We start from the raw sequence: 19,475 nt of genomic DNA, 5'->3' as shown, positions 1-19,475 counted from the left end.
GATCGACAGGGTCGGGGGAGGCTATCCGATCACGCCTTGGTGCAGCGCCCCCCGGGGCAACGCGGGGAAGGAGCCGATTGTCCCTCGGCGCGGCGGTCGTCCTCATCCGCTGGCGAGGTCATCACTTTCCGTCGCAGTCAGATCACAATGTGTTCCGCTCAGGCGAGTTCTCGGCGATCCGACGCATCATCGGCCTGTTCCGTCTTCTGGAGGATGATCGAAGGATTCTCTTGCGCAATACGAGAATATTGAAGATTCAAAGCGGCTTTCGAGGGAAGATATTCGTGAGAGGTGAAGGTCCCGCGAGCAGAGTGCGTGCGCCGCTGCCGGCGACGGAGGGAGCCTGGATGGTCGTCCGCGTTCCACAGGCGCCGGAGCAGCCGGTGGAGGCGCTGCGGCCGGTGCAGGCGGTGGAGGGGGTGCCGGCCGGGCCGGGCGTCGCGGCGCGCGACGTGTTGGCCGTTCTGCGCCGCCACGTGCTCGTCGACGGTCTGGACCTGGTCTGCGACCTGGCCGAGAGCACCGGCAGCGTCCTGGTCGACGCCCGCGACGGCCGGCGCTACCTCGATCTCTACAGCTTCTTCGCCTCGGCGCCGCTGGGGGTGAATCCGCCCGAGCTGGCCGCCGACCCGGGCTTCGTCGACCGGCTGGGCCGCATCGCGGTGAACAAGCCGGCGAACCCGGATGTCGCCACCGCCGCCTACGCCGAGTTCGTGCGCACCTTCGCCCGGGTCCTCGGCGACCCGGAACTGCCCCACCTGTTCTTCGTCGAGGGCGGCGCGCTGGCGGTGGAGAACGCGCTCAAGTGCGCCTTCGACTGGAAGAGCCGGCACAACGCCGCGCACGGCCGCCCGGCCCGACTCGGCCGCCGTGTGCTGCACCTGCGCCACGCCTTCCACGGGCGCAGCGGCTACACGCTGTCGGTCACCAACACCGACCCGGTCAAGACCGACCGGTTTCCCGTGTTCGACTGGCCGCGCATCGACTGTCCGGCGATGACCTTCCCCTGCACCGGCGCCGCCCTCGACGCCGTCGTCGCCGCCGAGCGCGCCGCCCTGGCGCAGGCCGAGGCGGCCTTCGCCGCCCACCCGCACGACATCGCCTGCTTCCTCGCCGAACCGATCCAGAGTGAGGGCGGCGACAACCACCTGCGCGCCGAGTTCCTCACCGCCATGGCCGCGCTGTGCCGGCGTCACGACGCGCTGTTCGTCCTCGACGAGGTCCAGACGGGGGTCGGGGCGACCGGATCCGCCTGGGCCTACCAGCAGCTCGGCCTGCGTCCCGACATCGTCGCGTTCGGCAAGAAGGTCCAGCTCGGCGGGATCATGGCCGGGCGGCGGGTGGACGAGGTCGCCGCCAACGTCCTCGCCGTCCCCGGACGGATCAGCTCCACCTGGGGCGGGGGCCTGGTCGACATGGTCCGCGCGACCCGGATCCTGGAGGTCATCGAGGCCCGGGGGCTCATCGCGCGGGCCGGTGAGCTCGGAGCCGGCCTGCTCACGGAGCTCACCGCGCTCGCGGCGGCCCATCCCGGGCTGTTGGCCAACGCGCGCGGGCGGGGCCTGCTCTGCGCGGTGGACCTGCCCGATCGGACCACCCGCGACGAGGTGCTGCGCCGGCTGCGGGTGCGCGAACATGTTCTCGCGCTGCCCGCGGGCGTCCGCACCCTGCGGTTCCGGCCGGCGTTGACCGTCAGCGCCGACCAGCTCAGCACCGGCGTCACCGCACTCGCCCGAGTCCTCGCCGACCTGGAAGAGGGGAACCTGGCATGACCATGGTCCGCCCGCGGCGCGTCGGCGCGCGTATCGCCGGACGCGCCCACGACCTGTGCGCGACCGTCGGGGGACCGGCCGGCGGCGCCGAGGTCGAGCCGGCGGCGGTCCGCGTCGTCGCCTCCACCGACCCGGCCCGCCTCGACGAGGTCGTCGCGGAGGTCGAGCTCGGCGGCCCCGAGACCATCCTCGCCGCGGCCGTCGCCGCCCGGTCCGCCGCGCGCGAGTGGGCCGCGGTGCCGGCCCCCGTGCGGGGGTCGGTGATCGGCAGCTTCGGTCGGCTCGTCGCGGACAACGCCGACGCCCTCGCCCGGCTGGTGACCCGCGAGGTCGGCAAACCCGCCGCGGAGGCCCGCGGCGAGGTCCAGGAGATCATCGACACCTGCGAGTTCTTCCGCGGGGAGGGCCGGCGGCTCTACGGGCAGACCGTGCCGTCGGAGATGCCGGACCGCGAGCTGTTCACGTTCCGGGAACCCCTCGGGGTGATGATGGTGATCACCGCCGGCAACTTCCCGGTGGCGGTCCCGTCCTGGTACCTCGTGCCGGCCCTGCTCGCCGGGAACACGGTGGTCTGGAAGCCGGCCGAGTACGCCGCCGCCTGCGCGCAGGCGATGCTGGACCTGCTCACCGCCGCCGGGGTGCCCGCGGGTGCGGTGAACCTCGTCCCCGCCGACGGCCGGGCGACGTCGCTGGGGCTCGAACGGGCGCTGGCCGCGGGGGCCGTGGACAAGGTGGGCTTCACCGGGTCCACCGAGGTCGGACGGGTCATCGGCGCCCTGTGCGGGCGGCACCTGCAGTCACCGTGCCTGGAGCTCGGTGGCAAGAACCCCATGGTGGTCGCGCCCGACGCCGACCTCGACGCCGCCGTCTCCGCCGCCGTGTTCGGCGGGTTCGGCACCGCCGGGCAGCGCTGCACCTCGCTCGGCACGGCGATCGTGCACGAGTCGGTGCACGCCGCGTTCGTCCGCCGCCTCGACGCCGCCGTGTCCGCCGCGGTCATCGGCGACCCCACCGGCGACGTGCTCTACGGGCCGCTGCTCGACGCCCGCTTCGCCGCCGGTTTCGAGCGACACCTCACCCTCCTGCGCGACCACCACCGCCTGTCGGGCTCCACCGCGCTCGGCCGCATCACCGGCGCAACCGCCGGTTCCGCGCAGCCGCCCGGACCCGGCGGCCTGCCGCGCAACGGGCCGCGCCGCGGCTTCGTCGGCGACCCGGACCGCGGGCTCTACTACCATCCGCTGATCGTCGACGGGGTGCGCCCCGACGACGAGTTGTTTCGCGAGGAGACCTTCGGCCCGATCGTCGGCGTCACCACCTATCGTGACCTCGACGAGGCGATCGAGCTGGCGAACCTGCCCGGCTACGGCCTGTCGTCGTCGATCTACACCGCGGACGCGGCGAGCGCGTTGCGGTTCCGCCGCGGGGTGCGGGCCGGGATGGTCAGCGTCAACGGGTCGACGACCGGCGCCGAGGCGCACCTGCCCTTCGGCGGCAACGGCCGGTCCGGCAACGGCAGTCGCCAGTCCGGTGTCTGGATGCTCGACCAGGTCACCCGCTGGCAGTCGCTGAGCTGGGACTACTCCGGCCGGCTGCAGCGCGCCCAGCTCGACACCGTGGTCCCCGCCGCCGACCTGTCCTTCCGCCTGCCCCGCTGACCGTCGGCCTGTCGGCCCGTCGCCCGTCGCCCGTCGCCCGTCGGCCCGTCCGCCGGCCGCCGTCCGCCGGCCGCCGGCCCTCGGCCCGTTCGCCTCTCCAACCGCCCGCGAAAGGCGCACTCCCCGCCTCCGCTCGTTTCACGATGGCGCGATGGGCGTCCGATGTGTCGGTTGTGTCGGATGTGGACCGTCCTGTCACCTGGTGTTCGAACGCCCGTCGACCAGGGGCCGGCCGGCCTCCGTACCGTTGGCCGGCCGGCTGCCCCCGGCCCTGCGGATCCGCCCTGGTCGACGGTGCCGCCGGGTGGGAACAGCCACCCGGTGCAGCCTCGTTGTCCGTACGGGAGGGAATCAGCGTGACCCATGTCGAACGGGTGATCCCCAAGGGGGCCGACGGCCGGGCGGAGCCGCTGGTGCGCGGCATCGCCGACGGCATCGGCGGGTGGCTCGGCGCGGCCGGCCTCGCCGAGCGGGTCGGTGTCCAGGCGGAGAGCCTGGCCGGCCTGCGGGTCCTCGACGAGGACGACGACGAGGCGACGCTGCTGCGGCCCGACGGCACCCCCGTCGACACCTGGCGGGAGAACTACCCCTACGACACCCGCCTGGCCCGCGCCGACTACGAGCGCGACAAGCGGCTGCTGCAGATCGAGCTGCTGAAGATGCAGTACTGGGTCAAGGAGACCGGGCAGCGCATCGTGCTCGTCTTCGAGGGCCGCGACGCCGCCGGCAAGGGCGGGACGATCAAGCGGTTCACCGAGCACCTCAACCCGCGCGGTGCCCGGGTCGTCGCGCTGGAGAAGCCCTCGCCGCGCGAGCAGCAGTCCTGGTATTTCCAGCGCTACATCGAGCACCTGCCCGCCGCCGGCGAGATCGTCATGTTCGACCGGTCCTGGTACAACCGGGCCGGCGTCGAGCGGGTCATGGGCTTCTGCTCACCGGACCAGTACCGCGAGTTCCTGCGTCAGGCCCCGGAACTGGAGCGGATGTGGACCCGCAGCGGGATCAGAGTGATCAAGCTGTGGTTCTCGGTGTCGCGCCGCGAGCAGCAGACCCGGTTCATCGTCCGCCAGATCGATCCGGTCCGGCAGTGGAAGCTCAGCCCGATCGACCTCGCCGCGCTGGACCGCTGGGACGACTACACCGACGCCAAGGAGGCGATGTTCTTCTACACCGACACGGTCGAGGCGCCGTGGACGGTGGTGAAGAGCAACGACAAGAAGCGGGCCCGGCTGGAGACCATGCGTCACGTCCTGCACACGCTTCCTTACACGGGTAAGGATGCCGGCGTCGTCGGTACCCCCGACCCGCTCATCGTCGGCCCCGCGATGAACCTGCTGGAGACCGGCGAGAAGGCCGACCGCACCTTCCCCACCCTGCACTGATCCCTCGCGGCGCCGCGAGCACGGCTATCTTGCCGATGTGGGGGGCTTGCGGCTGCCGGTGTTGCCGTCGCCGCTCGAGGAGATCGCGGACGCGCGGCTGGGCGGGAGAGGCGTCCGGCTGCTGCTGAAGCGGGATGATCTGATCCACCCGGACATTCCCGGCAACAAGTGGCGCAAGCTGCGAGGCAACCTCGACGAGGCACGCCGGCTCGGGCACGACACGCTGCTGACCTTCGGCGGCGCGTACTCGAACCACGTCCGGGCGGTGGCGGCGGCCGGCCGGCTGTTCGGCTTCCGGACGGTCGGAGTGATCCGCGGCGAGGAGCACCTGCCGCTCAACCCGACGTTGCGTTTCGCCGTCGACGCCGGCATGCGGTTGACCTACCTCGACCGGACCTCGTACCGGACGAAGTCGTCGCCCGGGGTCGTCGATCGGCTGCGCGCCGAGTTTGGCGCGTTCTGCCTGCTGCCCGAGGGCGGCAGCAATGCGCTCGGGGTGCGCGGCTGTGCGGAGCTGCCCGCCGAGATCGACCGCCCGTTTGACGTGATCTGCTGTTCCTGCGGCACCGGCGGCACCCTCGCCGGCATCGCCGCGGGCCTCGCGCCCGGCCAGCGCGCCCTCGGCGTCCCGGTGCTGCGGGGCGCACGGTTCCTCGCCGACGAGGTCGACGCCCTCCAGCGCGCGGCGTTCGGCGTGAACTCCGGCAACTGGACCATGGCCTACGACTTCCACTTCGGCGGCTACGCGAAGTCGACGCCGGAGCTGGCCCGTTTCATCGCCGACTTCCACGACCGCCACGGCCTCGCCCTGGAACCGGTCTACGAGGCGAAGCTGCTCTACGCCCTGTTCGCCCTCGCCGCCGACGCCTTCCCGCCCGGCACGACGGTCGTCGCGGTCCTCAACGCCCTCGCGGACAGGGCCTTCCGCGCGACTCCGTCGCCAACGTGACGGCCATCGTCACTCTCGACAAGGACGAACTCGGGCACGCTGTAGGCGCCATACCGGGGGGCCTCCTGCGAGACCTGGACCGAGGACTACGTCAGGTGCTCGCGTTCTGACCGCCCCTGGCCGGGCTGCGACCATGACCCGATGGGCTGGTCCAGCACCGCGAACGCATCGGACTTCCTTGCCGAGGCGGGCGACGCGAACGTCTCCATGAATGGGGTGAGCTTGCGCGGAGGCCGCCCCAGCACGCCAGCCCGGCCGGGCGGATGCCGGGCCGGCGTCCGGGGTCGTCGGCGGTCAGCCGGTGGTGGGCTGGGTGGGCAGGGGGGCGGGGGAGTCGTAGCGGGGGCGCAGGGGCTGGCCGGAGCGGCCGGCGTCGGGGCGCACGGCGAGGGTCTGGTGGATCTGGGTCTGGCCGGCCTCGAAGCTGAGCGCGGAGCCGGCCATGTACAGCCGCCACACCCGCGCCCGCCCGGCGCCGACCTGGGCGACGGCGGCGTCCCAGTTCTCCTCCAGCGCCCGCACCCAGGCCCGCAGAGTCAGGCCGTAGTGCTCGCGCAGGTTCTCGACGTGCCGGACCTCGAAGCCGGCGGCCTGCGTCAGCGACGTCATCAGACCGATCTCGTGCAGCTCCCCGTCCGGGAAGACGTAGCGGCGCAGGAAGTCGCGGCCCTTCGGCAGCGGGATGGGCCCGAGGTGAGGCTGGTACCGGTACGCCCCGGCCGGGTCGCCGGGGGAGGAGATGCCGTGGTTGAGCAGCCGGCCGCCGGGGCGCAGCAGCCCGTAGAGGCTGGCGAAGTACGTCGGCAGCATCGCCCGCCCGACATGCTCGACCATGCCGACCGAACTGATCGCGTCGAACGGGCCGTCGGGGATCTCCCGGTAGTCCTGCAGACGGATCTCGACGGCGTCGGTGAGCCCGGCCTCGGCGATCCGCCGGCGGGCCTCCGCGGCCTGCTCCACCGAGATGGTGACCCCGACGCCGCGGACGCCGTGGTGACGGGCGGCGTGGATGAGCATGCTGCCCCACCCGCAGCCGACGTCGAGCAGCCGCTCGCCGGGGCGCAGGCCGAGCTTGCGGCAGACCAGTTCGTGCTTGGCCGTCTGGGCGGCGTCGAGCCCGCCGGCCGGTGACTCCCACACCCCGCACGAGTAGGTCATCGTCGGGCCGAGGAACACCCGGTAGAACGCGTTGGACACGTCGTAGTGGTGGGAGATCGCCGCGGCGTCGCGGTGGCGGCTGTGGCGGCGCCCGTGCAGCCGGGCCTCCTCCGGCGGTGGGGCGGGCGGTCGGGCGCCGAGCTCGCGCAGCAGGGTCAGCAGGGCGGATGCCGTGGCGGGGGTGGGGCGGCGGGGGAGGGCGGACAGGTGGTTGCGCAGTTCCAGGGCGGCGAAGATGTCGCCCTCGACGTCGAGATCGCCGGCGACGAAGGCGCGGGCGAAACCCAGCTCGCCGGGGCGGAACAGGGCGCGGTGCATCGCCTGCGGCGAGCGCACCACGACCTGCGTGGGGGTGTCCGGGCCGAGCGCGGAGCCGTCCCACAGGACGACCCGCACCGGTGGCGCGGTCCCGATGAAGGTCTCGAGCAGGGTGCGGGTCGCCCGTGCCAGCTCCGGCGACCACCGTGGGTCCGGAGCGTGGGTGGTGGGGGCGGCGGGCTCGTGCTCCTCCAGTTCTCGACTGATCGTCAAGGCGCATCCTCCGGGTCGTGTGCGCGGTCCCTTCGGCTGGGACGTCGCCGGAGACTGCCCGGTCGGCACCCGCCCGACCAGGACCCTCGCCCACGCCGGCGGCCCGGTCGATCGGCGGAAGGCCCATGGTCGGCCCAGCCCCGCGGGGCGCGGTCGCACCTGGTTACCTGGCTCCCATCGTCCCCCAGAAACGCCGTGTGCGAACGGTGTCCGGTGTCGCATGGCGGTATCCCCGTCGGGGGAATATTTCGGCCGGTTGACGTAGGGAAAACCGCAGGTGGCCGTGGGTGGGATGGGGCCCGGGAAGCGGCGGGTTCAGGCGACCGCGGCGGCGCCGAGCAGGGCCTTGAGATCACCCATCAGCGCGGGGGTGCGCTGGACCTTGTAGGCGTCGTCGAGGCGCAGCACGGTGGTCTGGCCGGGGGTCTGCAGCCGCAGGTGGACCTCGGTCGTCCCGGGGTGGGTGCCGAGGACCTCGCGCAGCCGTTCCACCGTCGGCGGGTTCACCCGGGCGGCGGACATGGTGATCACTACCGGGGGGCTGAGCGCCGCCTCGCTGAGGTCCGGCACGGTCAGCTCGGAGGCGATCAGGCGCGGGGTGTCCTCCCGCTTGTCCAGGCGCCCCCGGACGATGACGACGGCGTCCTCGGCGAGCTGGGTGGAGCACACCTCGTAGGTCTGCGGGAAGAACATCACCTCCAGCCCGCCCGCGAGGTCCTCGACGGTGGTCAGCGCCCACAGCTTGCCCTGCTTGGTCACCTTGCGCTGCAGGCTGGAGATGATCCCGGCGATGGTCACGGTGGACCCGTCCGCGTACTCCCCGCCGGTCAGGGCGGCGATGCTGCAGTCCGCCCTCGCGGTCAGGATGTGCTCGACCTCGCGCAGGGGATGGTCGGAGACGTAGAGCCCGAGCATCTCCCGCTCGTGGGACAGCTTGACCGCCTTGTCCCACTCCTGGTCGGAGAACTCCTGGACGCCGAAGACGGGCGCTGCGCCCGGGTCGTCGTCGGCATCGAGGGCGAACAGGTCGAACTGGCCCTCGGCGTTCTTCTTCTTCACCCCCATCACCGCGTCGACGGCCTGCTCGTGCCGTTCGACCAGGCCTCGGCGGGTGTGCCCAAGCGCGTCGAACGCGCCAGCCTTGATCAGCGACTCGATGGTGCGCTTGTTGCAGACCACCGCGTCGACCTTGTCGAGGAAGTCCGGGAAGGAGACGAAGCGGCTCTTCGACTTCCGCGTGCGGACGATCGACTCGACGACGTTCGTCCCGACGTTGCGGATCGCGGCCAGGCCCACCCGGATCTCGGCCGCGCCGTGCGCGGTGTAGTCGGCGTTGGAGCTGTTGACGTCCGGTGGGAGCACCCGGATGCCCATCCGGCGGCACTCGTTGAGGTAGATCGCGCTCTTGTCCTTGTCGTCACGCACGGACGTCAGCAGCGCGGCCATGTACTCGGCCGGATAGTTCGCCTTGAGGTAGGCCGTCCAGTAGGAGACCAGCCCGTAGCCGGCGGTGTGCGCCTTGTTGAACGCGTAGTCGGAGAACGGGACGAGGATGTCCCACAGCGTTTTGATCGCCGCCTCGGAGTACCCGCTGTTCTTCATCCCCTCGGAGAAGGGGACGAACTCCTTGTCGAGGATCTCCTTCTTCTTCTTGCCCATCGCCCGGCGCAGCAGGTCCGCGCCGCCGAGGGAGTAGCCGGCGACCTTCTGCGCGATCGCCATGACCTGCTCCTGATAGACGATCAGGCCGTAGGTCGTGTCGAGGATGTCGGCGAGCGCCTCGGACAGCTCCGGGTGGATCGGGGTGATCTCCTGCTGGCCGTTCTTGCGCAGCGCGTAGTTGATGTGCGAGTTCGCGCCCATCGGCCCCGGTCGGTACAGGGCGAGCACGGCGGAGATGTCCTCGAAGTTGTCCGGGCGCATCATCCGCAGCAGCGAGCGCATCGGCCCGCCGTCGAGCTGGAACACTCCCAGGGTGTCGCCGCGGCCGAGCAGCTCGTAGGCGGCGGGATCGTCGAGGGTGAGCCCCAGCAGGTCGATCGTGATGCCCCGGTTGGCCTCGACGTTGCGCACCGCGTCGTCCATGACGGTGAGGTTGCGCAGGCCCAGGAAGTCCATCTTGAGCAGGCCGAGCGTCTCGCACGTCGGGTAGTCGAACTGGGTGATGATCGCGCCGTCGGCGTCGCGGCGCCACACCGGGATGTGGTCGATGATCGGCTCGGCGGACATGATGACGCCGGCCGCGTGCACCCCGGCCTGGCGGATCAGCCCTTCCAGGCCCTTCGCCGTCTCGATGACCTTCTTGACGTCCGCGTCGGACTCGTACAGGCCGCGGATCTCCCCGGCCTCGCTGAAACGGGGGTGCTTCGGGTCGAAGATCCCGCCCAGCGGGATGTCCTTGCCCATCACGGCCGGCGGCATCGCCTTGGTGATCCGGTCGCCGACGGCGTACGGGTAGCCGAGCACCCGCGACGAGTCCTTGATCGCGGCCTTGGCCTTGATCGTGCCGAAGGTGACGATCTGGGCGATGCGGTCGTCGCCCCAGCGCTCGGTCACGTAACGGATCACGTCGCCGCGACGACGTTCGTCGAAGTCGATGTCGATGTCGGGCATGGACACGCGCTCGGGGTTGAGGAAGCGCTCGAACAGCAGCGAGTGGGGGATCGGGTCGAGGTCGGTGATGCCGAGCGCGAAGGCGACCATCGACCCGGCGGCGCTGCCGCGGCCCGGCCCGACCGGGATGCCCTGGGCCTTCGCCCACATGATGAAGTCCGCGACGACGAGGAAGTACGACGGGAACCCCATCTGCAGGATGACCCTGATCTCGTACTCGACCCGCTCGCGGTGCTCGTCGTCGAACCCCTGGGGGAAGCGCCGGTCCATGCCCGCCCAGGTCTCGGCGCGAAACCAGCTCTCCTCGGTCTCGCCGTCGGGCACCGGGAAGCGGGGCATCAGGTTGTGCTTGGCGAACATGCCGGTCGGGTCGACCCGCTCGGCGATCAGCAGCGTGGTCTCGCAACCCTCCTGCCAGATGTCCGAGGAGTCGATCCCGTACATCTCCTCGGCGCTTTTGAGGAAGTAGCCCGAGCCCTCGAACTGGAACGACGGGTTGGCCACCGTCGAGGCCGTCTGCACGCACAGCAGCGCGGCGTGGGCGTCGCGCTCGTGCTCGTAGGTGTAGTGCGAGTCGTTGGTGACGACGAAGCGCATGTCCAGCGCGCGGGCGATGTCGACCAGGCCGTCGCGGACCCGGCGCTCGATGTCGAGCCCGTGGTCCATGATCTCGCAGAAGAAGTTCTCCTTGCCGAAGATCTCCTGGTAGGTGGCGGCGGCCTGCAGGGCGGCGTCGTACTGGCCCAGGCGCAGCCGCGTCTGCACGATGCCGGACGGGCAGCCGGTCGTCGCCATCAGCCCGTCGGCGTGCTCGGCGATGATCTCCTGGTCCATCCGCGGCCACTTGATGTAGTGGCCCTCGATCGACGCCCGCGAGTTCAGCCGGAACAGGTTCTTCAGCCCGTCGGCGTTGCGCGCCCACATCGTCATGTGGGTGTAGGAGCCGCCACCGGAGACGTCGTCGCTCTTCTGGTGCGGCTCGCCCCAGCGCACCCGCTGCTTGAGCAGGCGCGACTCGGGGGCGACGTACGCCTCGCAGCCGATGATCGGCTTCACGCCCGCGGCGGTGGCCTGCTTGTGGAAGTCGTACGCCCCGTACATGTAGCCGTGGTCGGTGATCGCGACCGCCGGCATCTGCTGGCGTGAGACCTCGCTGAACATGTCCTTCAGCCGAGCCGCCCCGTCCAACATCGAGTACTCGGTGTGGACGTGCAGATGGACGAAGGAGTTTGACACGTCGGACCCTCCCGCGCGCTGGGCACGCCGGTCGAAGCGGGGCCGATCACCCCGTCACGGGCGGACGGCACGCCGACGCGCCGGGTGCGCTCGCCACGGGGATCGGCCGGATGGACGGGGCTTTACCCGGCAGCCTAGCGGCCCGCCCGAGCCCGCCGGCGCCTCCATCACCGTGTCGGCGTGACCATCACGAAGGGACACCGCTGGGGTGCGGATCGGCACCGCGGGGCCGCGCGGCCGCGATCGCGGCGGTGATCGCCGCGATCGCCCGGTCGATCTCCCGCCGGGTCGTCGCCCAGTTGACCACCGACAGGCGCATCGCCGCGCGGCCCCGCCACACCGTGCCGGTCACGTAGGCCTCGCCGCCCGCCGTCACCGCCGCGGTGACCTGGCGGGTCAGCTGGTCGCCGCGGGCGGCCGCCCCCCGGCTGCCCGCGGCGTCGGTGTCGTCCATCCGGAGGAGGACCTGGTTGAGGGCGACGAGGGGGCCCGGGTGGGCGGGGTCACCGGTCGCGTTGAGCACCGTCACGCCCGGTAGGGCGGCGAGCCGGGTGGCGGCGTGGTCGGCGAGGTCGCAGCACCGGTCGACGAGGTCGCGCAGGCCCGCGCGGCCCAGGGAGCGCAGCGCCGCGTAGACGGCGAGGGCGCGGGCCCGCCGGCTGAACTCCGGGGTCCAGTCCACCGGGTCGAGCTGCCCCGCGGCGTCGAGGACGAAGTAGTCCGCCGACGCCGACATCGCCCGTCGGTGGGCTGCCCGGTCGGCGACGAGGGCGATCCCGCAGTCGTAGGGGACGTTGAGCCACTTGTGGCCGTCGGTCGCCCAGGAGTCGGCGAGCTCGGCGCCCGCGACGAGGGCCCGGCGCGCCGGCGACGCCGACACCGCCGCCCACAGGCCGAACGCGCCGTCGACGTGCACCCAGGCGCCGTGGGCGTGGGCGAGCGCGCAGATCTCGGCGAGCGGGTCGAACGCGCCGGTGTTGATCTCCCCCGCCTGGGCGATGACGATCGTCGGCCGCCGGCCGGGAGAGCGCGCCTGCGCGGGACCCGCGAGGTCCCCGCGGTCGTCGGGGGTGGCGAGGGCGGCGCGCAGGGCATCGGGGCGCATCCGGCCGAGCCGGTCGGATGCCACCTCGACGATCGCGCGGGTGCCGAAGCCGAGCAGGCGCAGCGCGGCGTCGACGGTGGCGTGCCGGTCCGCGCCGGCGAGCACGCGCACCGGCGGCGCCCCGGTCAGACCGTCGGCGGCGACGTCCCAGCCGGCGTCGGCGAGCACCCGCTGGCGGGCGGCGGCGAGCGCGGTCACGTGGGCCATCTGGGTGCCGGTGGTGAAGCCGACGGACACGCCCGCGGGCAGGCCCAGCAGCTCGGCGACCCATCGGCCGGCGACGGTCTCGGCGGCGCTGGCCGCGGGCGACAGCGACGCCAGCGCCGCGTTCTGGTCCCAGACGACGGCGAGCAGGTCCGCAGCGAGCGCGGCCGGCAGGGTGCCGCCGACGACGTAGCCGAAGAACCGGGGTGAGCCGGTGGCGGTCAGCCCGCCCCCCACCGCCTCGACGAGCGCGTCGACGACGGCCACCGGGTCGCTGGGGCCCGCCGGCAGCCGGCCGTCGAGCCGGGCCAGGACCTCGGCGGCGCTGTGCGCCGGGCGCACCGGGCGCCCGGCGAGGCCGGCGAGCCAGGCGTCGGCGTGGCCGGCGGCGGCGCGCAGCGCGGCCCGCAACGCCTCGCCGGGGTCGATCGCCTCGCCGGGGTCGATCGCCTCGCCGGGGTCGATCGCCTCGCCGGGGTCGATCGCCTCGCCGGGGTCGAGCGCCACGCCGGGGTCGGCCGTCCCGGTCAGCTCCCCACCGCCGGCAGCGGAGCCAGGGCCGGGGCCGCCGGGCTGGCGGGACGGCGGGCGCGTTCGGCCGCCGCGCGGCCCTCGTGACCCAGCCAGTCCGTCATGAGCTCGGCGGTCAGCTCCGCGGCCTCGAGCATCGGCACGTGGCCGAGGCCGTCGAGGATCTCCACCCGCCAGTCGGGCCGCTGCGCGGCGACGTTGCGGGCCACCGCCACCGGGATCAGCCGGTCGGCGGAGCCGTGCAGCAACAGCGTCGGCTGGGGGACGGTGCGGACCATGTGCGCCAGCGGCGCCGGGCGCAGCAGCGACCAGACCACCGAGCGGGCCGCGCCCACGAACGCCTGGTCGGCGTCGGGCAGCCCGCCGCGTTCCCGCTGGGCGCGTTCCATCGACGCCAGCGCCGCCTCGGGGATGGCGCTCGGGTCGGCGGTGAGCCGCAGCAGGCTCTGGTCGACGAGTTCACGGGGGGTGAAACGGGTCCGCCGGCGGGCGAGGACCGCGGCGCCGAGGCGGGGGACGAACAGGCCGGCGAAGATGCGGGCGATCTCCGGATCGGGACGCACGCCGCGCGGGCGGGGCAGCGCCGGGTCGACGAGGATCAGGCCGGCGACCGAGTCGGGGCGCCGGGCGGCCTGCATCACGCTGATCATGCCGCCCATCGAGTTGCCGACGAGGACGGGCGGGGTGTCGAGGACCTCGGCGAGGAACCGGTCGAGCAGGCCCTGGTTGGCCACGACGTCGGTGCGCCTGCCGGCGGCCGGGGTGCGGCCGTGACCGGCCAGGTCGACGGCCATCACCCGGTGGGTGGTGGTGAGCAGCGGGGCGAGGGGCAGCCAGTTCAGATAGGAACCGCCAAGGCCGTGCACGCACAGCAGCAGCGGGCCGTCCGACGGGCCGCCGAAGTCGACGACGTGCACCGGCCCGTCGAGCTGGGCCCAGGACGACCGGAAACCGTCGCCGCCGGCCGGTGACGTGACGCGGGCGTGCCCCGCGACGGCGGCCGGCTCCGGACCGGTGGAGCCGGTGGCTGCGGTCGATCCGGCGGCACGCGGGGTCGTCTCGGGGCTGCTCATCCCTCGACGGTAGGACCATCCCGACCCCGACCGGAAGCCGGGATCGATGAGAGGAAACGCAAGGTCGGCCGCCCGACGGCGGCCGACCTGGAGAAATGCAGACCCGTAGGGGGTCACAGTGCGCGGGCGACTCCGAGCCGCAGCCGCTTCGGGTTCGCGACGGAACCAAACGCGATCTTCTCTGTCGTGATCTCCACGACCTCCACCGCGTCGGCGGCGCCGGGGACGATGTCCCGCGGACCCGGCCCGGACAGACCCGAGGTCAGATGGGTCGACTGGTCCTGCTCCATGTGCACGCTCCTTCCATCGATGTCGACACCTGTCCCTAAAACGGTATCGAGCGGACGGGGCACACAAAGACCTCGGGTGGCCCTGCTCACACCACAGATCCGGACTGTCTCCGCACGTGTCGGTCTCCCGCCGCTGGTGACGGACCTGTCGCAGGGAGTCGGCCGCTCTGGACGCGGCGGCCCCACGGTGACGGTCCGGTGCCGTGCCTCAGTGGACTCCTCCCCGCCGGTCACCGAAGACAGGTAAGGGGCTGAGGAGCGGAAGGGGCGGAGGAGCGGAAGGGGCGGAGGAGCGGCTGCGTCGGGACACCCTCCGGCCGGCGCCGGATACCGGTCGGCGCCGCTCCCCTGACGGATCAGGGGGGCGGCGCCGACGTCGGGAGCGGGTGACGTGTGGTGATGCAGGCCGTCGGTCGGTCAGGCCGACGGTGGTTCAGGCCGCCGGGCCATCAGACCGTCGGCCAGTCGGACCGTCGGTGGGTCGGACCGTCGGTGGGTCAGGCCGTCGGTGGGTCAGGCCGTCGAGGCCGGGGCGGCGGGGGCCGGGGCCGCCGCCGGGGCGCCGGGGCGACGCTGCGGCCGGCCGTGCGCGGTCCCGGACCGGGCGAAGCGGTGGCCGCCGTCGCGGCGGGCGTGCCGGTGCTCACCGTCACGGCCGCTGCCGGTCCGGGGGGCGCCGACGCGCGGCCCGCGCCCACCGGTCGCGCCGGCCACGCGGGCCTGCGGGATCTCGTCCTTGCTGACCCGGGGGGCTGGCGGGCCGGCGAGCTCCAGGACGATCGGGTCGTCCGGCGTGGTCGGCTCGGGACGGGCCTCGATGCCGACCGCGCGCAGCAGCCCGCGGACCTTGCCCCGCTCGGCGGGCAGGGTGACCAGCACGTCGGCGCCGTCGGCGCCGGCGCGCGCGGTCCGCCCGCCGCGGTGCTGGTAGGTCTTGGCATCCTCCGGCGGGCCGAGGTGGATGACCAGCCGGATGCCGTCGACGTGGATGCCGCGGGCGGCGACGTCGGTGGCGACGAGCACCCGGTAGAAGCCGTCGGTGAAACCGGCCAGCGCCCGGGTCCTGGCGCCCTGCGGCATCCCGCCGTGCAGCGGCTCGGCCGGCACGCCCGCGCGGCTGAGCGACTCGGCCACCCGGTCGGCGTCCCGCTGGGTGCGGACGAAGACCAGGGTGCGGCCCGAGCCGCCGGCCAGCGCGGTGACCAGCGCGACCTGGGCGGCGCGGTCGGGCGCCTCCAGGGCGTGCCGGACCAGCGTGGTGACCTGGGAGGTCTCCGAGTCGATCGCGACGAGGACCGGGTCGGGCAGGTAGTCGCGTACGAGGACCTCGACCTCGCGGTCGAGCGTCGCGCTGAACAGCAGCCGCTGCCCGGTGGACGGGGTGGCGTCGAGCAGGGCCCGCACGGCCGGCAGGAAACCGAGGTCGCACATGAAGTCGGCCTCGTCCAGCACCGTCATCTCGATCTCGCCGAGCTCGCAGGCGCTGCGCTCGACGAGGTCGGTCAACCGGCCCGGGGTGGCCACGACGAGGTGCACGCCGCGGCGCAGCGCCGAGATCTGTCGGCTGATCGACGTCCCGCCGTACACCGGCGCCAGGCGCAGGTTGAGTGCCCGGGTCAGCGGCTCGAGCGCGTCGCTGACCTGCTGGGCCAGCTCCCGGGTCGGGACGAGGACCAGGGCGCGGGGACGGCGCGGCGCCGCCGGACCGCCGCTGGCGAGCCGGGCCAGGATGGGCAGCCCGAAGGCAAGCGTCTTGCCCGATCCGGTCTTCGCCCTGCCGAGGACGTTCTCCCCGGCGAGTACGTCGGGCAGGGTCGAGGCCTGCACCGGGAACGGCGCGGCGATGTTGCGGTCGGCGAGCGCCTTGATCAGGCGCTTGGGCAGGCCGGCTGCCTCGAACGACTCGGCCGGGGGTCGGGGTTCACGGGTCGTGATGAGGGGAGCGGCCGGGCGCGCCGGGCCGCCGAAGCGGGAGCCGCCGGGCCGAGGACCGCGGCCCGCGGTACGGGCGCCGCCGCGTCCAGCACCGCCTGCAACGCCGCGGCCACGGGCCGGGCGGGGCTGGCGATGGGCAGCAGGGGACTGGGAGTTTCCGTGCTGAGACAGAGGGATCCGCCGATCAGGTCAGGGCCACCATGAGATCAATTGGACGGGTGAGGAGGTCCACACCAGCCCGTTGCATCGTCCGGCGGCCGGGGTACGGCCGGCTCCGCGACCAGACCCAACGGCGGGTGATTCCCGCTATGGCGCTCGCACCGACCTCGCACACCCGACCATTCAGCCGGGCGCGGACAGCCGCTCGGGCCGTCGTCTCCTTCACGGTACATCGACGATCCGTGCTTCGGGATAGGGCCGCGGCACGCAACGAGCCGTTGCATACCCCTCTGTGCCGGTTCGGGCGGTCACGCAACGACGGCGAGCCGGTGCGCGTCCGCACGGTCGTCCGCCTCGTCCCGGTCGGGCCGGCGGGTCGGCGCCGCCCCCCGGCGGCGGCGGTTGCGCAGCGTGCCGGGTTGCTCCGGGCTGCGCCGGTGACCAGGGAGAACGCCACGGCGTGGGCGGCATCGGCCGATGACGCGTGCGTCCGGCGCCTGCGTCGCAGCAACAATCGCCGGGCTGTCACCGGAGGTGAGGGGGCGTGGTGGCCGGGGACGCGACGAGGGTCACCATCGGGACCGTCGGCCTGCGCCGACCGGCGAAGGGCCCGGCCGCAGGCGCGCCGAGCAGGCCGAAACCGTCGGTGACGCCGGGATGACCGCGGTCACGGCCGATGCGAACCCGCCGCGGCGCCGCGGCGGTCGGAGGTGCCAGAGGACCATCGCGGACGTGGCGACCGGCACGGGGTGGACGGGACCTTCGGGTGAGGATGCCGCCGGCGGCGCCATGGGGGTCCGAACGGGCGGGCCCTGTCCTGCGCGCCGTTCGGGTCCGCCGCGCCGCTCGGTCCGGCAGGGATCGGCGGGCGTGGCGCCGTCTGAAGGAGCGGATGAAGCGGTGGGACCACGTCGTCTGTCCTCCGGATCACCGGGAAGGCCGCCATTTCGGGTGGCCCGGTCGGCGCAGTCCCTCCGGTCGGCTGCTCCGGACGGGCTGCTCCTGTCGGCCTGGGGTCTGCCCGCCTGATCGACGCCAGGGCGCGATGACCCGGTCGGGCAGGGTGGTGTGACGGGCCGGACGGCCCGGGTGGGCAGGGTCGGCCAGCCCGCGTCGCCCGATCCGGTGGTCCCCCGCGCCGCCCGGTCCCGAGGGCGGTCCGGGTGCACGTGCAGGGGTGAGGTGCGGACGGCGGTCCGCTGCGGCTCGTTCGGCCGCGGCCGCGGGTGCGGGTGCGGCTGCGGGTGCGGCTGCGTTCGTTGCGGTTCGTGCGGCTGCGTTCGTGTGGGTGCGTTCGTTCGGCGGCGCGCCCCTCTGCACGCCCGACGGTTGCGGGCGGGCGAGCCGCGGTGGGCCTCCTGCAGCTGCTGCGCGCCGGGTGATCGAGAGCGGGCGGTCCGTGGTCAGAAGACCAGCTCGGTGAGAGCGTGGATGACCAACCCGACGAGGGCGCCGACGACCGTGCCGTTGATGCGGATGAACTGCAGGTCCCGGCCGACGTGCAGCTCGATGCGCCGCGAGGTCTCCTCGGGCTCCCAGCTCGCGACCGTGTCCCCGATGATCGCGGCGATGTCCCCCTGGTAGCGCTGGACCGCCCGGGCGGCCAGGTCGGACGCGGCCCGGTCGACGGTGCGGCCGAGCTCCGGGTCGGTGGCCAGCCGCGCCCCGAACGCGGCCAGCTCGTCGGTGCCCCGTACCCGGGCGGTGCTGGTCGGATCGGTGGTGAGATCGAGCAGGATCGTCCGCGTCGTCGCCCAGATCGCGGCGACGGCCCGGCCGACCTCCGCGTGCCCCAGCAGCCGGTGCTTGATCTGCTCGACCTGCTCGCCGAGGCTCGGATCCGCGCGCAGGCGGCCGGCGAAGTCGCCGAGGAACCGGTCCAGCGCCTGGCGCACCCGATGCTCCGGGTCGGCGCGCAGCTCGGCGATCGCCTCCAGGGCCTTGTCGTAGGCCTTGATCGCGACGGCCTCGTCCAGCCACTGCGGCGTCCAGCTCGGCGCCTGGTCGACCACGAGCCGGGTGAAGACCTCCGGGTTGCGGGTCAGCCACTCCTGGACCTCGGTGACGATCACGTCGACGAGCCGGACATGCAGCCGGTCGTCGAGCACCCGCTGCAACGCCGCGCCCAGCACCCCCGCCCAGGGCCGCTCGACCACCCGGGGCAGCACGGCCTTCTCCACGACCTCGCGGACCAGGTCGTCGCTCATCCCGGAGATGGCCGAGGTGAGCCGCCCGGCGATCTCGGTCGTCACCCGCTCGGCGTGGTGCGGTTGGCGCAGCCACGACCCGACGCGCACCGAGACGCCGATGCCGTCGACCTTCTCCCGGATCACCTCCTCGGCGAGGAAGTGCGTGCTGACGAAGTTCTCCAGGCCACGGCCGAGGGCGTCCTTGCGCTCCGGGATGATCGCCGTGTGGGGGATCGGCAGGCCGAGGGGGTGGCGGAACAGGGCCGTCACCGCGAACCAGTCGGCCAGCGCGCCGACGACGCCGGCCTCCGCGGCGGCGGCCACGTACGCCACCCAGCCGGGGCCGCCGTGGCTGTGCCAGCCCTGCGCGAGCAGGTAGATGGTGACGACGGCGGCGAGCAGCCCGGTGGCGATCACTCGCATGCGGCGCAGCGCCTGGCGCAGCCCCGGTTCGTCCGCCGTGCCCCGGGGCAGCCCGGGCGGCATCGGCCGTCCGCCGCCCGCCGGCTCGCTCATGGGCCGCCGTCCCTCTCCCGTGCCACCTCGACGCCCACCCGGGCCCACCGGATCCGATCAGTCGATCCTCGGACACCTTATGCGGCCGGAGTGGGACACCAGACGGCCTTGGGACACCGGGCGGCCTCGGCACACGGGGCGGCCTCGGCACACCGGGCGGCCTCGGCACACCGG

Annotated in this window: 11 protein-coding genes; 4 read left to right on the top strand and 7 right to left on the bottom strand. The window is 73.4% G+C overall.

Features of this window, described 5'->3' with window-relative positions; genetic code table 11:
- Positions 1-347 precede the first annotated feature (347 nt).
- The 4 genes from lat to FRAAL_RS19290 all read left to right on the top strand — a co-directional run bounded on the left by lat (position 348) and on the right by FRAAL_RS19290 (position 5,761).
- Positions 348-1,772: an L-lysine 6-transaminase gene (gene lat / locus FRAAL_RS19305; RefSeq protein ID WP_011605537.1), complete on the top strand. Its 1,425-nt coding sequence runs from the start codon at positions 348-350 to the stop codon at positions 1,770-1,772.
- A complete protein-coding gene (locus FRAAL_RS19300; RefSeq protein WP_011605536.1) occupies positions 1,769-3,430 on the top strand; it encodes an aldehyde dehydrogenase family protein in 1,662 nt (553 codons plus the stop codon). The genes lat and FRAAL_RS19300 overlap by 4 nt, the downstream gene beginning before the upstream one ends.
- A gap of 356 nt (positions 3,431-3,786) precedes the next feature.
- Positions 3,787-4,812 (top strand): polyphosphate kinase 2, encoded by a 1,026-nt coding sequence (gene ppk2, locus FRAAL_RS19295; RefSeq protein ID WP_083866851.1) that lies wholly within the window; start codon positions 3,787-3,789, stop codon positions 4,810-4,812.
- A 37-nt stretch (positions 4,813-4,849) separates the two neighbouring features.
- Entirely contained in the window at positions 4,850-5,761 is a 912-nt protein-coding gene (locus FRAAL_RS19290) for a 1-aminocyclopropane-1-carboxylate deaminase/D-cysteine desulfhydrase (RefSeq protein WP_011605534.1), read from the top strand.
- A 294-nt stretch (positions 5,762-6,055) separates the two neighbouring features.
- Here FRAAL_RS19290 and FRAAL_RS19285 read toward each other — a convergent pair whose 3' ends face one another.
- From FRAAL_RS19285 to FRAAL_RS19255, 7 genes are all read right to left on the bottom strand, one after another.
- On the bottom strand, positions 6,056-7,450 hold the full coding sequence (locus FRAAL_RS19285; protein WP_011605532.1) for an SAM-dependent methyltransferase: 1,395 nt from the start codon (positions 7,448-7,450) through the stop codon (positions 6,056-6,058).
- A 315-nt stretch (positions 7,451-7,765) separates the two neighbouring features.
- On the bottom strand, positions 7,766-11,299 hold the full coding sequence (dnaE, locus tag FRAAL_RS19280) for a DNA polymerase III subunit alpha (RefSeq protein WP_011605531.1): 3,534 nt from the start codon (positions 11,297-11,299) through the stop codon (positions 7,766-7,768).
- Positions 11,300-11,486: 187 nt separating this feature from the next.
- Positions 11,487-13,115, bottom strand: coding sequence for a pyridoxal phosphate-dependent decarboxylase family protein (locus FRAAL_RS19275; RefSeq protein ID WP_011605530.1), 1,629 nt, complete (start codon positions 13,113-13,115; stop codon positions 11,487-11,489).
- 20 nt (positions 13,116-13,135) lie between these two features.
- Entirely contained in the window at positions 13,136-14,212 is a 1,077-nt protein-coding gene (locus tag FRAAL_RS19270; RefSeq protein ID WP_011605529.1) for an alpha/beta fold hydrolase, read from the bottom strand.
- A gap of 113 nt (positions 14,213-14,325) precedes the next feature.
- Complete coding sequence (locus FRAAL_RS33785; protein ID WP_011605528.1) at positions 14,326-14,502, bottom strand: hypothetical protein; 177 nt, start codon at positions 14,500-14,502, stop codon at positions 14,326-14,328.
- 513 nt (positions 14,503-15,015) lie between these two features.
- Entirely contained in the window at positions 15,016-16,329 is a 1,314-nt protein-coding gene (locus FRAAL_RS19265) for a DEAD/DEAH box helicase (RefSeq protein ID WP_011605527.1), read from the bottom strand.
- A gap of 1,670 nt (positions 16,330-17,999) precedes the next feature.
- Positions 18,000-19,301, bottom strand: coding sequence for a DUF445 domain-containing protein (locus tag FRAAL_RS19255; RefSeq protein ID WP_050997182.1), 1,302 nt, complete (start codon positions 19,299-19,301; stop codon positions 18,000-18,002).
- Between the last annotated feature and the right edge of the window lie 174 nt (positions 19,302-19,475).

The organism is Frankia alni ACN14a (assembly GCF_000058485.1).
Classification (GTDB): domain Bacteria; phylum Actinomycetota; class Actinomycetes; order Frankiales; family Frankiaceae; genus Frankia; species Frankia alni.
Note: the sequence above shows the minus strand (reverse complement) of the source record. Positions and strands in the feature narration are given on the sequence as shown.

Excerpts from the sequence above, each read along its gene's own strand:
- lat (WP_011605537.1), top strand. The coding sequence starts at position 348 with ATGGTCGTCCGCGTTCCACAGGCGCCGGAGCAGCCGGTGGAGGCGCTG.
- FRAAL_RS19300 (WP_011605536.1), top strand. The coding sequence starts at position 1,769 with ATGACCATGGTCCGCCCGCGGCGCGTCGGCGCGCGTATCGCCGGACGC.
- FRAAL_RS19270 (WP_011605529.1), bottom strand. The coding sequence starts at position 14,212 with ATGAGCAGCCCCGAGACGACCCCGCGTGCCGCCGGATCGACCGCAGCC.
- FRAAL_RS33785 (WP_011605528.1), bottom strand. The coding sequence starts at position 14,502 with ATGGAGCAGGACCAGTCGACCCATCTGACCTCGGGTCTGTCCGGGCCG.
- FRAAL_RS19255 (WP_050997182.1), bottom strand. The coding sequence starts at position 19,301 with ATGAGCGAGCCGGCGGGCGGCGGACGGCCGATGCCGCCCGGGCTGCCC.